At 41.3% G+C, this 12763-nt stretch carries 16 protein-coding genes; 11 read left to right on the forward strand and 5 right to left on the reverse strand.

Going from position 1 to position 12763, the window contains the following annotated elements; all coding sequences use genetic code 11:
• Position 1 precedes the first annotated feature (1 nt).
• The 10 genes from fabG to BM232_RS09140 all read left to right on the forward strand — a co-directional run bounded on the left by fabG (position 2) and on the right by BM232_RS09140 (position 7692).
• On the forward strand, positions 2 to 745 hold the full coding sequence (gene fabG, locus BM232_RS09095; protein ID WP_091713754.1) for a 3-oxoacyl-ACP reductase FabG: 744 nt from the start codon (positions 2 to 4) through the stop codon (positions 743 to 745).
• A gap of 141 nt (positions 746 to 886) precedes the next feature.
• A complete protein-coding gene (acpP, locus tag BM232_RS09100; protein ID WP_007145140.1) occupies positions 887 to 1123 on the forward strand; it encodes an acyl carrier protein in 237 nt (78 codons plus the stop codon).
• 93 nt (positions 1124 to 1216) lie between these two features.
• Positions 1217 to 2458 (forward strand): beta-ketoacyl-ACP synthase II, encoded by a 1242-nt coding sequence (gene fabF, locus BM232_RS09105; protein WP_091713756.1) that lies wholly within the window; start codon positions 1217 to 1219, stop codon positions 2456 to 2458.
• Between the two features lie 13 nt (positions 2459 to 2471).
• The gene (pabC, locus tag BM232_RS09110) at positions 2472 to 3290 is read left to right on the forward strand and encodes an aminodeoxychorismate lyase (RefSeq protein WP_091713757.1); all 819 of its coding nucleotides are present in this window, start codon (positions 2472 to 2474) and stop codon (positions 3288 to 3290) included.
• Position 3291: 1 nt separating this feature from the next.
• Positions 3292 to 4302 carry an endolytic transglycosylase MltG gene (gene mltG, locus BM232_RS09115; protein ID WP_091713759.1) on the forward strand — a complete coding sequence of 337 codons (1011 nt, stop codon included), beginning with the start codon at positions 3292 to 3294 and terminating at the stop codon, positions 4300 to 4302.
• Positions 4299 to 4928, forward strand: coding sequence for a dTMP kinase (tmk, locus tag BM232_RS09120; protein WP_091713760.1), 630 nt, complete (start codon positions 4299 to 4301; stop codon positions 4926 to 4928). Before mltG ends, tmk begins: the two co-directional genes overlap by 4 nt.
• Positions 4925 to 5893, forward strand: a complete 969-nt coding sequence (locus tag BM232_RS09125) for a DNA replication protein (RefSeq protein WP_091713762.1) — start codon at positions 4925 to 4927, stop codon at positions 5891 to 5893. The genes tmk and BM232_RS09125 overlap by 4 nt, the downstream gene beginning before the upstream one ends.
• A gap of 12 nt (positions 5894 to 5905) precedes the next feature.
• Positions 5906 to 6259 carry a PilZ domain-containing protein gene (locus tag BM232_RS09130; RefSeq protein ID WP_091713764.1) on the forward strand — a complete coding sequence of 118 codons (354 nt, stop codon included), beginning with the start codon at positions 5906 to 5908 and terminating at the stop codon, positions 6257 to 6259.
• A 47-nt stretch (positions 6260 to 6306) separates the two neighbouring features.
• Positions 6307 to 7080 carry a TatD family hydrolase gene (locus BM232_RS09135; protein ID WP_091713766.1) on the forward strand — a complete coding sequence of 258 codons (774 nt, stop codon included), beginning with the start codon at positions 6307 to 6309 and terminating at the stop codon, positions 7078 to 7080.
• A gap of 15 nt (positions 7081 to 7095) precedes the next feature.
• Positions 7096 to 7692, forward strand: coding sequence for an arylesterase (locus BM232_RS09140; RefSeq protein WP_091713893.1), 597 nt, complete (start codon positions 7096 to 7098; stop codon positions 7690 to 7692).
• Positions 7693 to 7824: 132 nt separating this feature from the next.
• On the opposite strand, the gene BM232_RS09145 is transcribed toward BM232_RS09140, so the two are convergent.
• Entirely contained in the window at positions 7825 to 8190 is a 366-nt protein-coding gene (locus BM232_RS09145; RefSeq protein WP_091713769.1) for an Hpt domain-containing protein, read from the reverse strand.
• Between the two features lie 107 nt (positions 8191 to 8297).
• A complete protein-coding gene (locus BM232_RS09150; protein WP_091713771.1) occupies positions 8298 to 8663 on the reverse strand; it encodes a sirohydrochlorin chelatase in 366 nt (121 codons plus the stop codon).
• Between the two features lie 125 nt (positions 8664 to 8788).
• Here BM232_RS09150 and BM232_RS09155 point away from each other — a divergent pair, with 125 nt between their 5' ends.
• Positions 8789 to 9094, forward strand: coding sequence for a hypothetical protein (locus BM232_RS09155; RefSeq protein WP_091713773.1), 306 nt, complete (start codon positions 8789 to 8791; stop codon positions 9092 to 9094).
• On the opposite strand, the gene BM232_RS09160 is transcribed toward BM232_RS09155, so the two are convergent.
• The 3 genes from BM232_RS09160 to dacB form a co-directional block, all read right to left on the reverse strand.
• Positions 9091 to 9471, reverse strand: a complete 381-nt coding sequence (locus tag BM232_RS09160; protein ID WP_091713775.1) for a hypothetical protein — start codon at positions 9469 to 9471, stop codon at positions 9091 to 9093. The two genes, BM232_RS09155 and BM232_RS09160, sit on opposite strands and share 4 nt — an antisense overlap.
• Positions 9472 to 9602: 131 nt before the next feature.
• The gene (gene ettA, locus BM232_RS09165; RefSeq protein WP_091713777.1) at positions 9603 to 11261 is read right to left on the reverse strand and encodes an energy-dependent translational throttle protein EttA; all 1659 of its coding nucleotides are present in this window, start codon (positions 11259 to 11261) and stop codon (positions 9603 to 9605) included.
• Positions 11262 to 11342: 81 nt separating this feature from the next.
• Positions 11343 to 12749: a D-alanyl-D-alanine carboxypeptidase/D-alanyl-D-alanine endopeptidase gene (gene dacB, locus BM232_RS09170; RefSeq protein WP_091713779.1), complete on the reverse strand. Its 1407-nt coding sequence runs from the start codon at positions 12747 to 12749 to the stop codon at positions 11343 to 11345.
• Positions 12750 to 12763: the final 14 nt, after the last annotated feature.

The following is a 12763-nucleotide window of genomic DNA, read 5'->3' on the forward strand; positions in this document are numbered from 1 at the left end:
AATGAGCTTAGATGGAAAAATTGCTCTGGTTACTGGAGCTACACGTGGTATTGGTAAAGCTATTGCTCTTAGTTTAGGTGAGCAAGGTGCCACAGTGATTGGTACAGCAACTTCAGAAAATGGCGCTACGACGATTACCGATTTTCTTAAAGAGGCCAACATTAAAGGACGGGGTATCGTTCTTAATGTGACAGATGCTGATGCTATTGATAATGTTGTTTCCACAATAGAAAATGAATTCGGCGCACCAGAAATTCTGGTCAATAATGCTGGTATTACCCGTGATAATTTATTGATGCGTATGAAAGATGAAGAGTGGGATGACATCATCAATACCAATCTGACACCAATATTTAAGCTGAGCAAGCGTTGCCTAAGAGCAATGACAAAAGCAAGATGGGGCCGAATCATCACAATCACTTCTGTCGTTGGTGCCATGGGTAATGCAGGGCAAACTAATTATGCTGCAGCTAAGGCTGGTGTGATTGGATTTAGTAAGTCACTGGCTCGCGAAGTTGGCGCCAGAGGCATTACTGTCAATACTGTCGCACCTGGATTTATTGATACGGATATGACTAGTTCTTTACCTGAAGCACATAAAACGGCGATGCTTGAACATGTGCCGGTAAAAAGACTAGGCGAACCAGAGGAAATTGCTGCGGCAGTCAGTTATCTTGCTAGCGTAAATGCAGGATATGTGACGGGAGAAACATTACATGTCAATGGTGGCATGTATATGAGCTAATAGTCACTAAGTGACTATTAATTAAGTATTTTATTAATGAGTCAAGTTGGATGAGTGCCATTTAGCTTGTCTCAATGGTGCTGGCACTATAAAATGCCTGCACATTGTTTGATGTATTAACCACCAAAGGAAATATTAGTTATGAGTGATATCGAAGCTCGCGTAAAAGAAATTGTTGTTGAACAATTAGGTGTCAACGCTGATGAAGTAACTGCGGATGCTTCATTCATCGACGACCTGGGCGCAGACTCTCTGGATACAGTAGAGTTGGTTATGGCTTTGGAAGAAGCTTTCGAATGTGAAATCCCAGACGAAGAAGCTGAGAAAATCACTACAGTTAAAGAAGCCGTTTCTTATATTAACGCACATCAGTCTTAATATAATTAAAAGCGCTTATGATAGCCGTCTAGTGTGTGAAAGCATGCTAGGCGGCTATGTCATGTATACCTGTAGGTTTGAGGGGAAAACCTGATGTCTAAAAGACGCGTTGTCGTTACTGGTCTTGGTGCTGTTACTCCTGTTGGGGTAACGGTAAAAGAAAGTTGGGAAAATATTGTTGCGGGTAAAAGTGGTGTCGCACCACTAACCTTGTTTGACGTATCAGAGTTTAGTGTTCGCTTTGGTGCTAGCGTCAAAGACTTTGATGTGACTACAGTGATCCCTAAAAAAGATGCTAAAAAAATGGATACCTTTATCCATTATGGTATTGCCGCAGCTAAAGAAGCTATTGAAGATTCTGGTTTAGTGGTGACCGATGAGAATGCTGAACGAATCGGTGTAGCGATTGGTTCTGGTATCGGTGGCTTACCTGGCATTGAGTCTGGTTACGACAGTTATTTAAATGGTGGACCTCGCAAGATTTCTCCATTTTTCGTACCAAGCAATATTATCAACATGATTTCAGGCAATTTGTCGATCATGTACGGTATGAAAGGGCCTAATACAGCTATCGTAACGGCCTGTTCGACAGGTACACACTGTATTTCATCTGCAGGCCGGATGATTCAGTATGGTGATGCGGATGTGATGATCGCCGGTGGTGCTGAAATGGCCACATCTAAAACAGGGTTGGGTGGTTTTGCTGCTGCACGCGCTTTATCTACCCGAAATGATGATCCGGCTGCTGCCAGTCGACCATGGGATAAAGACCGTGATGGTTTTGTGCTTGGTGATGGTGCTGGTGTCATTGTCCTGGAAGAGTATGAGCATGCTGTCAAACGTGGCGCCACTATTTATGCTGAGTTAGTCGGTTCTGGCATGAGCAGTGATGCATATCATATGACTTCTCCATCTGAAGGTGGTGAAGGCGCTGCTCGTTGTATGGTGAATGCACTTAAAGATGCTGGACTTAATCCTGAAGATATTGACTACATCAATGCACATGGTACGTCTACACCTGCTGGTGATGCAGCTGAGACTCAGGCTATTAAAACAGCGTTAGGACATTCTGCTAACGATGTCGCAATAAGCTCAACCAAATCAATGATTGGTCATTTATTAGGTGCGGCAGGTGGTGTAGAGGCCGTATTTAGCCTACTTGCCATTCGTGATCAGGTGGCTCCTCCTACTATCAATCTTGATAACCAGGATGAAAACTGTGATCTTGATTATGTACCCAATACCGCGAGACAAATGAAAGTTGACGTAGCGATGTCTAATTCATTTGGATTTGGCGGCACTAACGGTACTGTCATATTTAAAAAGTTAAGTTAAGCAGAGTAAACCGGTGATTCTGATAAATGGTCAACCGGAAACAATGCTACAAGTAGCAGACCGTGGCCTTCAGTATGGCGACGGTCTGTTCGAAACGATACCATTTCGACATGGTCATCTTGAATACTTAACAGAACATAAAGAGCGTTTGTTACGTGGCTGTGAACGTCTGCAGATAGACTTTAATGAGATGGCAGCGTTACAGCGAGAGCTTGATATTGTTTGCAAGCAAGTCTCTGGTGATGGTGTTATTAAAATCATACTCACCCGCGGCTCTGGTGGAAGAGGTTATAAACCACCTAAAGACTCAATACCTCAACGCATTATTAGTTTCCATCCTCTGCCAGATTATCCTATTACTCATCAATCTGGCATCACTTTGCAATTATGTTCGACTCGTTTGGCAAAAAATCCATTATTAGCCGGAATCAAACATTTAAACCGTCTGGAACAAGTCATTGCCCGTAATGAATGGGATTCAGCTGATATAGCTGAAGGATTGATGTTGAACTATGACGATGAGCTTATTGAGGGAACAATGAGCAATGTATTTCTTGTCAGTGATGGCTGTTTATTAACACCCAATCTGAGTGACGGTGGTATCGAGGGGATAATGCGGCAACAGGTATTGGGACTAGCCTGTACTTTAGATATACCGCATGAGATAGTCACATTAACGCTGGATGATCTCTATCAGGCAGATGAAGTGTTTGTAACTAACAGTCTTATTAGAATATGGCCAGTGATAGCTCTACATGGCACCAATAAAAAATGGTCTCATGGGGATATAACAAAAAAAATTCAAAAAGCATTGGATACTGCTGAAAGCTGATATGAAAAATAATCTTTTACTCAAAACGCTGCTCCCAGCGCTTATCGCCGCTGCTATATGCACATATATTGTTATTCAATACAATCGGTTCATGACAACACCATTGAACATTACAGAACCTGTTCATTTTATTGTTACACCTGGCAGTAACCTTAAACGCATCAGTGAAGATTTGTATAAGCACAATATCACCTCAATTTCTCCTATCTATCTGCAGTTATACGGCAGGGCTAATGAGTCAGCGAGTAGAATCAAGGCAGGCGAATATCAACTATTACCTGGCGATACCTTACCTGATGTGCTTAACAGATTAGTATCTGGCAAGGTTATTATGAATTCAATGACCATTGTAGAAGGAACAACAGCACAATCACTGGTAGATATGGTTGAGGCAAACGTTAAAATAAAACATACCCTTGAACAGCCTGATGTGGCTGCCGTAATGGCAGCATTAGGGCAAGCTGACAAAGACGGTGAAGGCTGGTTTCTTCCTGAAACGTATCATTTCCCTACCGATACAACAGATATTGAGTTTTTAGCGCGTGCAAATAAACAAATGCAGGAAGTGCTGGATCAAGCATGGCAATACCGGGCCAAAGACTTACCATACACATCACCATATGAAGCCTTGATAATGGCGTCAATTATTGAAAAAGAAACCGCTGTAGCAGAGGAACGACCTGAAATTGCAGGTGTGTTTGTCCGTCGTCTACAAAAAGGTATGCGTTTACAGACAGATCCAACAGTGATTTATGGTATCAGAAAAAATTTCGATGGTAATCTACGCAAAAAAGATCTGACAACAGATACGCCTTATAACACTTATACTCGCAGTGGTTTACCGCCAACGCCTATTTGTTTACCAAGTAGAGAATCGATTAATGCAGCCCTTCATCCAGCAAGCGGAGACAGTTTGTATTTCGTGGCAACTGGAACAGATGGCAGACATATTTTTTCATCTAATTTGGCCGATCACAATAAAGCCGTAAGAAAGTATCAATTAAAAAAATGACAGGTAAATTTATCAGCGTTGAAGGTATCGAAGGTGCAGGAAAATCAACACAAATCCAGTTCATCAAAAGTTACCTAGAGAATTTCAATAAATCAGTTATCGTCACACGTGAGCCGGGTGGTACGCCTTTAGGTGAAGAAATTCGAGAATTATTATTAAGACCCAGAAAAGAAGGCATGAGTGATGATACAGAATTATTGCTCATGTTTGCTGCACGGGCTGAACATATCAAGCAAGTAATTTCACCTGCTCTGGCTGCTGGGAAGTGGGTTGTTTGTGACCGGTTTGTTGATGCGACATTTGCTTATCAAGGCGGTGGCCGAGGTATTGATGCACAACGTATATCATCTTTGTCTGACTGGACACTGAATGGTCTGAGTACCGATTTAACGTTATTATTTGATTTACCTGTTCATATCGGACAGCAGCGGGTTAATCAACGCCTTTTAGAAAAAGATCGTTTTGAGCAAGAAAAGACAGATTTTTTTGAAAAGATTCGTCTGTGCTACCTGGACAGAGCTGTGAATGAGCCAAAGCGAATCCAAATCATTGATGCTAGCCAATCAATTGATAATATTCAGCAACAAGTGTCTATATCATTAAATAAGTTACTTGAATCAGCATGACAGTATCACTCTATCCCTGGCATCAAACACCCTGGCAGCATATCGTTTCACTTTATCAAGCGAAACGTATTCCACATGCGATTCTTATTCATGGCATAGATGGATTAGATAATAATTTACTCGCCGGTAAGCTGACAAAAAGTCTTTTGTGTTTAAGTCCGACTGAGGACTTTGAGAGCTGTGGCACGTGCCATAGCTGTCAGTTATATGCAGCAGAAAGTCATCCTGATCATAGTGTTGTTGAGCCTGAAGAAACGGGTAAACAAATTAAAGTAGATCAAATTCGTCAATTGAAAGACGTGCAATCGTTGATGGCAAAAATCTCGCCAGCAAAAACAGTTATTATCAAATACGCAGATCAGATGAACACCAACGCCTTTAACAGTTTGTTAAAGTTGCTTGAAGAGCCTCAAGAAAACACCACACTGATTCTCGTTGCTGCATCAATGCGAAAGTTACCCATCACCATTAAAAGCCGCTGCCAGACAATTTCTGTATCAACGCCTGAGCGTACTATCGCGATAGACTGGCTCAAACAACACAGTGACTGGTCAGAACAGGATTTAACACTTTTACTTAATCTGGCACATGGAGCGCCTTTAGCCGCGCTTGAAATTGGTCAAGAAGGAATTGAGCAGAGTAAGAGTGTATTTAGTGGTATGGCGGCATTAATGCGGTGCAAGGCTAATCCTGTGCAACTCTCTGCTCAGTGGCAATCTTTTGATCTGATGTCAGTATTGCATCAGCTACAGGCAATGATACAAACCAAACTGTTATCAATATTAGATAAACAGGAAGAGCCTGAGCCTTCATTAATCAAGCATTACTGGGGGATTTCCGATTGCATCATCCATACAATGAAGTTACTATCTTCACAGAATAATCTAAATAAAACCTTACTGATGGAAGATTTGATGGTGACGATTATGCAACATGCTAGTCAGATTCAACATCATCAGCAATAAACAGGTAATACAATGGCTTCTAATCCAAGAAAAGGCATTTTGTCACTGAAAATTACCGATCAAAATATGCTTTACCATTCTTATATGCCGTATGTGAAAAATGGTGGGCTGTTTATTCCGACAACAAAGAGTTATCAATTGGGCGAAGAGGTATTTATCCTCTTATCACTGATGGATGAATCAGAAAAACTACCCGTTGCCGGAACCATTGTTTGGATTACGCCACGTGGTGCACAAGGAAATCAGGCCGCAGGTATTGGCGTACATTTCAGTGATATTGATGGTAGTGCTTCTGTCGTTAGAGGCAAAATTGAGAATTATTTAGTCGATAAACTTAAGTCTGATAAAGCCACTTACACCATGTAAGTAGCCTTTGTACGATTCCTTCCCTATATTTAAGTTGTTATTGTTTTATGTATATTGATTCACATTGCCACCTTAATTTACTCGCAGATGAAGAGGGTGGCATCGATGCCATGGTGAGTGAAGCAGAGAGCCAAGGTATTGAGCATATTCTGTGCATTGCCATAGATAAGAAAAGCACTCTTGAGGTTAAACAAATCGCTGAAAGTTACCCCAATGTCAGTGCAAGTGTAGGAATTCACCCAAATGTTGAGGCCGACGAGCAATACACTGTCGATGCCTTAATCGCTGAAGCCAATCATCCCAAAGTCATTGCCATCGGTGAGACAGGTTTAGATTACTTCAGAAGTGAAGGGGATTTGGAATGGCAACGCGATCGATTCAGAGTCCATATCGAAGCAGCAAAACACACTAAAAAACCGTTAATCATTCATACACGTGAAGCGCGTGAAGATACCATGACTATTCTCGAAAATGAGAATGCGCGTGATGCCGGCGGTATTATTCATTGTTTCACTGAAAACTGGGAAACAGCTCAACGTGCATTGGATATTGGTTTTTATATTTCCTTATCCGGTATTGTTACCTTTAAAAGTGCTAAAGAACTGCAAGAAGTGGCAAAGAAACTTCCTCTCGATAGAGTATTGATTGAGACTGATGCACCGTACCTTGCACCAGTGCCTCACCGTGGTAAAACCAATAAGCCTGTATTTGTTAAACATGTAGCTGAGTTTTTAGCTGAGCTTAGAGGTGATAGTGTCGAGAATATTGCTAATATTACCAGTCAAAATTTCAGACAATTATTTCCTTCAGTAGCAGCTTAATTAGAGATGCAGCAGATGAATAGAAAATGGAAGTTTCTTTTCTTTGTTATAACACTATTATTTTTACTGTCATGTTCTGATGAAAAAGAGAAAATTCATCTTACTGACTCTGCGGTTATATTGGCATTTGGTGATAGTCTCACTTATGGCACCGGTGTAGCCCCTGAGCAAAGTTATCCTGCTCAGCTTGCCAAACTGACAGGTAAATCAGTAATTAATGCTGGCGTACCCGGTGAAGTGACAGAAAAAGGGCTTGAACGATTACTTGATGTATTAAATAAGCATCACCCTCAGCTTGTAATCTTATGTCATGGCGGAAATGACTTACTCAGAAAGCTTAATATCGAGCAACTAGAATCTAATCTAAGCACGATGATCGATATGATCCAACAGAGTGGGGCAAAGGTGCTTTTAGTATCGGTACCTAAACCAGGCTTACTTCTAAATGCTTCACCTGTTTATTTACGTGTCGCTCAAGATAAAGATATTGCCATTGAAAACGATATTATGGCTGAAGTAGAGTCAAAAGCAGACTGGAAGTCAGATCCCATCCATCCTAATGCTATTGGTTATAAAAAGATTGCAGAAAAATTAGCAAGCTGGATAGATTAGTAGAGAAGAGTAGTTGTCTGATGGCCCTGCCATCCTTAGTTTCATAGCTCTTGCTATATCGACCGCAGCTAGGGTTAATTTTTAATAGCTAAATCATAGCGCTAGCTATCCAAGTATCATAAACAACTGAAACTATGATGTGGCTTCACGTAAGTAATTGGTCATAGCTAACTGCACTTCTGCCATATCCGAATTTAAGCGGCCGATATTTATCTCAATCTGATTAATATCATCATTACCAGCGGCAGTTTCGATATTAAGGGCATCCTCAATAATTTTTAAAGCGCCTACGGCTGATGCACTTCCTTTGAGTTTATGGGCAAGCGCTTTTACCGTAAACAGATCATGTTGTGCAGTGGCTGCTTCTATATCGGCCAGCGCTTGCTTGGCGGTTTGCAAAAACATTACCAGCATCTTCTGTAATAGGTCTTCATCATTAAGCAGCCTATTACAGGCACCGTCGCGATCCCATATCTCTTCTAACCTCTCTCTCTCCATTATTTATTACCTTATATTGTGTTTGAGGCTATTTGTTTTTATATTTTTATTTCAACATTAGATTTAAATGTAATATTGTCAAGTAGTTGTTGTATTTTTCACCAGGTTTATTTGTCCGTAGCCATCCGTAAAATCAAGTCGAGCATAATAGATGAAGCGCCAATGTGAGGTCTTAAAGTAATCTGAGTATCCGGATAACGTGCTTTTTGTGCTGCAATGATCTGTGGGATATCTTCGGTGACATGTCTGCCAGAATTTAAAAAGTAAGGCAGCACAATAATTTCTCTAGCACCCGATTTAATACATTGTTCAATGCCATCAGGAATAAGAGGGCTTGCCAATTCCAGAAAAGCAGACTCAACAAGATCAAAGTCATGTTTTGTATGTTCGCTGAGTTCTTTAGCAATTTGTGTAACTTCATCATTTGATTTTTGCCGGCGGCTGCCGTGAGCAATGATAAGTAACGCTTTCATTATTATCCTTGGTATTTAATTTGCCTGGTATTATCAGGTATCACGCTAAAAATTCGCGTGAAGAAATTAATTCATTTCTTTTAAGTCTTATTGGTAGTTGCAACTGGTCCTAAAGAGAGGATGTTATGAAGCACTATGTCACGCCTGTATTACTGGCAATATCGTTTTCTTTTCCCGCCTATGCCAACGATGAACCAGATAAACAATGCCAGCAAATTTCCAGTTTAACTGGTGATTACTTTGCTCAACGTTTGGAGGGTAAAACCATGGGTGAGATGCAACAAGCTACACCGCCTGAATTTATGCATACAAACTTTTTCAAAATGATTGATTTGGCTATAAACCTGGCATTCACTTTTCCTGAGTCACAAACAGAAGAGCAGGTCGAACAAGCAGTTTATGATAATTGTTTACAGCACAAACAGCATTAATAATGCATTTCACTTGAACGATGTTTATGGCAACGTGTGACAAGATTTCTACCTAATCGGAACTGACTGCCTTCGTCGCCACAGGTCATGCAACATTTTGCCGATCGCATTTGTGCCTGTTTGATAATCTCATTAATATCTTTAGTGCCATTTATGACATCACAGATGATTCTTCCCTGATGTTCTTCAATAAACACAATTCTGGGTAAAAACATACGCTGGCGATGTTTTTTGTTGATAGCTTGAGCTTCATCTTCTATGGCAGCACACATGGTGAACACAAGATCAAACCAGCCTGATGGAATATTGATTTCATGCTGGCGACCCAGCGTAATTGGACAGCGCAATTTTAAGCGGGCTAGTTGAGCTTTTTTCATAGCGTGAGTATCACAGTTATATTATTTATGATGGATTAGACACACTCATGATGAAAAAAGATTCTGTCATTTTACGGTCCAGACAAGTCAAATGCTGCCTGTGTAGCAAAAAACACAGGCAGCAGCTTTTATTAACCTATCCGACGATACTTAATACGCTCTGGTTGATGGTCTTTACCAAACCGCTTTGCATAATCTTCAGCGTATTCACTGTAGTTACCTTCGAAGAAGACAACAGATGAATCGCCTTCATAAGCAATGATATGGGTACAGATCCGATCCAGGAACCAGCGATCATGCGATATCACTACAGCAGAACCGGGGAAGGCCAGAATGGCTTCTTCCAGCGCACGAAGTGTTTCTACATCAAGATCATTGGTCGGTTCGTCAAGTAATAACACATTGCCACCCGACTTAAGCAGTTTTGCCATATGCAGTCGGTTACGTTCACCACCCGATAAGTCTTTAACAAATTTTTGCTGATCAGAGCCCTTAAAGTTGAAACGGCCACAATAAGCACGTGATGGTGTTTGGTAGTTACCAACCGTAATAATGTCAGCACCATCAGAAATTTCTTCAAATACCGTTTTTTTACCATCGAGTTCACGGGCTTGATTAACATATGCCAACTCAACGGTGCTACCAATTTCTATTTCACCTGAATCAGGTTGTTCTTCGCCAGAAATCATACGGAATAAGGTTGATTTACCAGCACCGTTAGCACCAATAATACCGACAATAGCGCCGGCAGGAATCGATAAGCTCAGGTTCTCAAATAATAGTTTCTCACCGTATGACTTAGTGACATTATTGAGCTCAATGACTTTATCGCCGAGGCGTGGACCAGGTGGAATATAAATTTCCTGGGTTTCATTACGTTTTTGGAATTCACGTGAATTCATTTCTTCAAACGATTTTAAACGAGCTTTTGATTTGGTTTGACGGCCTTTAGCACCTTGTTTTACCCATTCAAGCTCAGCCTTGATCGCTTTCTGATGAGACGCTTCTTCTTTGGCTTCCTGTTGCAAACGCTGATCTTTTTGTTCAAGCCATGAAGAATAATTACCTTCATAAGGAATGCCACGACCGCGATCCAGTTCGAGAATCCAGCCCGCGGCATTATCCAGGAAGTAGCGATCATGAGTGATAGCAACAACGGTGCCAGGGTATTCTTGTAAGAAGCGCTCGATCCAGGCGATAGATTCGGCGTCTAAATGGTTAGTAGGCTCGTCAAGCAGAAGCATATCCGGGTGGTCGAGTAATAAGCGGCATAAAGCAACACGACGACGTTCACCACCTGATAAGACCGAAACAGGCGTGTCCCATGGTGGAAGGCGTAAGGCATCGGCCGCTCGTTCTAAAGCGTTTTCAAGATTATGACCATCTTTTGCCTGAATTAGGTTTTCCAGTTCAGCCTGTTTCTTAGCTAATGCATCAAAGTCAGCATCCGGATCGGCATAGGCGGCGTAAATGGCATCAAGCTCATCTAAAGCACCTTTAACGTCAGAGACGGCTTCTTCAACCACTTCACGAACTGTTTTGCTGTCATCAAGCTCTGGTTCTTGAGGCAAGTAGCCAATATTCAAATCGGGCATTGGTCGTGCTTCACCGATATAATCCTGATCGATGCCAGCCATAATGCGAAGCAAACTTGATTTACCAGAGCCATTAAGACCAAGCACCCCAATTTTTGCACCAGGGAAAAAGGATAAAGAAATATCTTTCAGTATTTCTCGTTTTGGCGGAACAATTTTGCCCACCCGATTCATACTATATACGTACTGAGCCATGGTTAACTTTCCAAGAATTTGACGTGATAAGAAGCCGAAAATTCTACCTATTTCAGCCTTAAATTGCGAGAGGGTACTTAGTTAGAAACGTTGATAAATCGACTCATATAACGACTTTTCAAATTTCATCACAGGCCAACGGGACTGTTTTTCATCGGCAGGATGAAAATTAGTCACAATCTGGACAAATAACAGGTCATGATTGTTTTTTGTCCGAATCTTTCCTGCCAGATTATAGGTGCCATACAGTGTGCCTGTTTTGGCTTGTATCTGACCTTTTAATGGTGGTTTATTAACACTGCTGCGAAATGCCAGCGTACCACTTTCACCTGATACCGGAAGATCGTTGATTAAGCCTAATTCCGGATGTTTGAAAATATATGATACGACTTGTATTAGTTGTTCTACTGACAGTCGGTTGTTCCGGGATAAACCTGAGCCATCCACTAACATGGCGTGACTTAAATCGATATTCGCTTGTTGTTTCAGAATATGTTGTACAGCGGCTATGCCATTTTCATAGCTGCCTGCCTGTTTATAAAACACATGACCAATGATTTTTAACACATTGTCAGCAATAAGATTATCGGAATGTTTAAGCATCTCCCTGACCAGCGTGTCTAATGGTGCTGACTGATGTTCAGTAATTACCGTTCCTACTTTATGGTCATCACGCAGTATCTTTCCCTTGAGTTGAATCCCTGCTTTTTTTAACGCATCTCCAATATTGGCTTTTGCATAAGCGGTGGTGTTTTGCAGTGCAAATTTTAATTTAACAGGTAGGGAAGACTCATGGATACAGCCACCTATCTGGTAGTGGTTTTTATCATCAGCTAATAACTTCATCTGGCAATAATCGTCACTGGTGGCTTTAGTTTTAATGATTTCTAATGTGGATGTATCAATATGAATTGGTTTTTTTGCTGACAATAGGACTGATGGTTGGCTAGCACCGGGTTTGATATATAAATTGCCCGTTGCACAGTTTTTATCAATAGATACACTGCTGGATGGGGCGCTATAACAAACACCTAGATTATCCCAGGGAAGCCCGATAGCTCGCTCATAATCATCAAATGTCGAGCCATTAATATAAATATTACCTTTGATAACTGACTGGCTGGAGCGGAGTGATTGGAATAAGGCATCTAAATCATCAGAGCTGAAGTCAGGATCGCCACTAAAACGGATAATCACATCATCTTTGTGGCGTTCAAGACGAGTGATAAAGCGGAAATCATCTTTAAGGTAAAGCTTGGCTGCTAATGCCGTCACTAATTTTTGCAAGCTGGCCGGTGGCTGTAATTGATCAGCACGTTGAGCCACCAGTGTTTTCCCTGTCTTCATATCGATCAACTGAAAGGCAACATCCGTGGCTTTAGGGGTGTTCTTATTCGCTAATCCATCCACCGTTAAAGTTGCTGCAGACAGACTAAAACTGCTGAACAGCACCAGTAAGGCAGGTAGTTTGACTAGACGCTTGAGCATGCAGATATCCTGAT

This window comes from Methylophaga sulfidovorans, from assembly GCF_900114205.1.
Classification (GTDB): domain Bacteria; phylum Pseudomonadota; class Gammaproteobacteria; order Nitrosococcales; family Methylophagaceae; genus Methylophaga; species Methylophaga sulfidovorans.

Coding starts and splice junctions, on each gene's coding strand:
- BM232_RS09145 (WP_091713769.1), bottom strand. CDS start 8,190: ATGGAGAGAGAGAGGTTAGAAGAGATATGGGATCGCGACGGTGCCTGT.
- tmk (WP_091713760.1), top strand. CDS start 4,299: ATGACAGGTAAATTTATCAGCGTTGAAGGTATCGAAGGTGCAGGAAAA.
- BM232_RS09130 (WP_091713764.1), top strand. CDS start 5,906: ATGGCTTCTAATCCAAGAAAAGGCATTTTGTCACTGAAAATTACCGAT.
- acpP (WP_007145140.1), top strand. CDS start 887: ATGAGTGATATCGAAGCTCGCGTAAAAGAAATTGTTGTTGAACAATTA.
- BM232_RS09155 (WP_091713773.1), top strand. CDS start 8,789: ATGAAGCACTATGTCACGCCTGTATTACTGGCAATATCGTTTTCTTTT.
- BM232_RS09160 (WP_091713775.1), bottom strand. CDS start 9,471: ATGAAAAAAGCTCAACTAGCCCGCTTAAAATTGCGCTGTCCAATTACG.
- fabG (WP_091713754.1), top strand. CDS start 2: ATGAGCTTAGATGGAAAAATTGCTCTGGTTACTGGAGCTACACGTGGT.
- mltG (WP_091713759.1), top strand. CDS start 3,292: ATGAAAAATAATCTTTTACTCAAAACGCTGCTCCCAGCGCTTATCGCC.
- dacB (WP_091713779.1), bottom strand. CDS start 12,749: ATGCTCAAGCGTCTAGTCAAACTACCTGCCTTACTGGTGCTGTTCAGC.
- BM232_RS09140 (WP_091713893.1), top strand. CDS start 7,096: ATGAATAGAAAATGGAAGTTTCTTTTCTTTGTTATAACACTATTATTT.
- BM232_RS09125 (WP_091713762.1), top strand. CDS start 4,925: ATGACAGTATCACTCTATCCCTGGCATCAAACACCCTGGCAGCATATC.
- fabF (WP_091713756.1), top strand. CDS start 1,217: ATGTCTAAAAGACGCGTTGTCGTTACTGGTCTTGGTGCTGTTACTCCT.
- BM232_RS09135 (WP_091713766.1), top strand. CDS start 6,307: ATGTATATTGATTCACATTGCCACCTTAATTTACTCGCAGATGAAGAG.
- BM232_RS09150 (WP_091713771.1), bottom strand. CDS start 8,663: ATGAAAGCGTTACTTATCATTGCTCACGGCAGCCGCCGGCAAAAATCA.
- ettA (WP_091713777.1), bottom strand. CDS start 11,261: ATGGCTCAGTACGTATATAGTATGAATCGGGTGGGCAAAATTGTTCCG.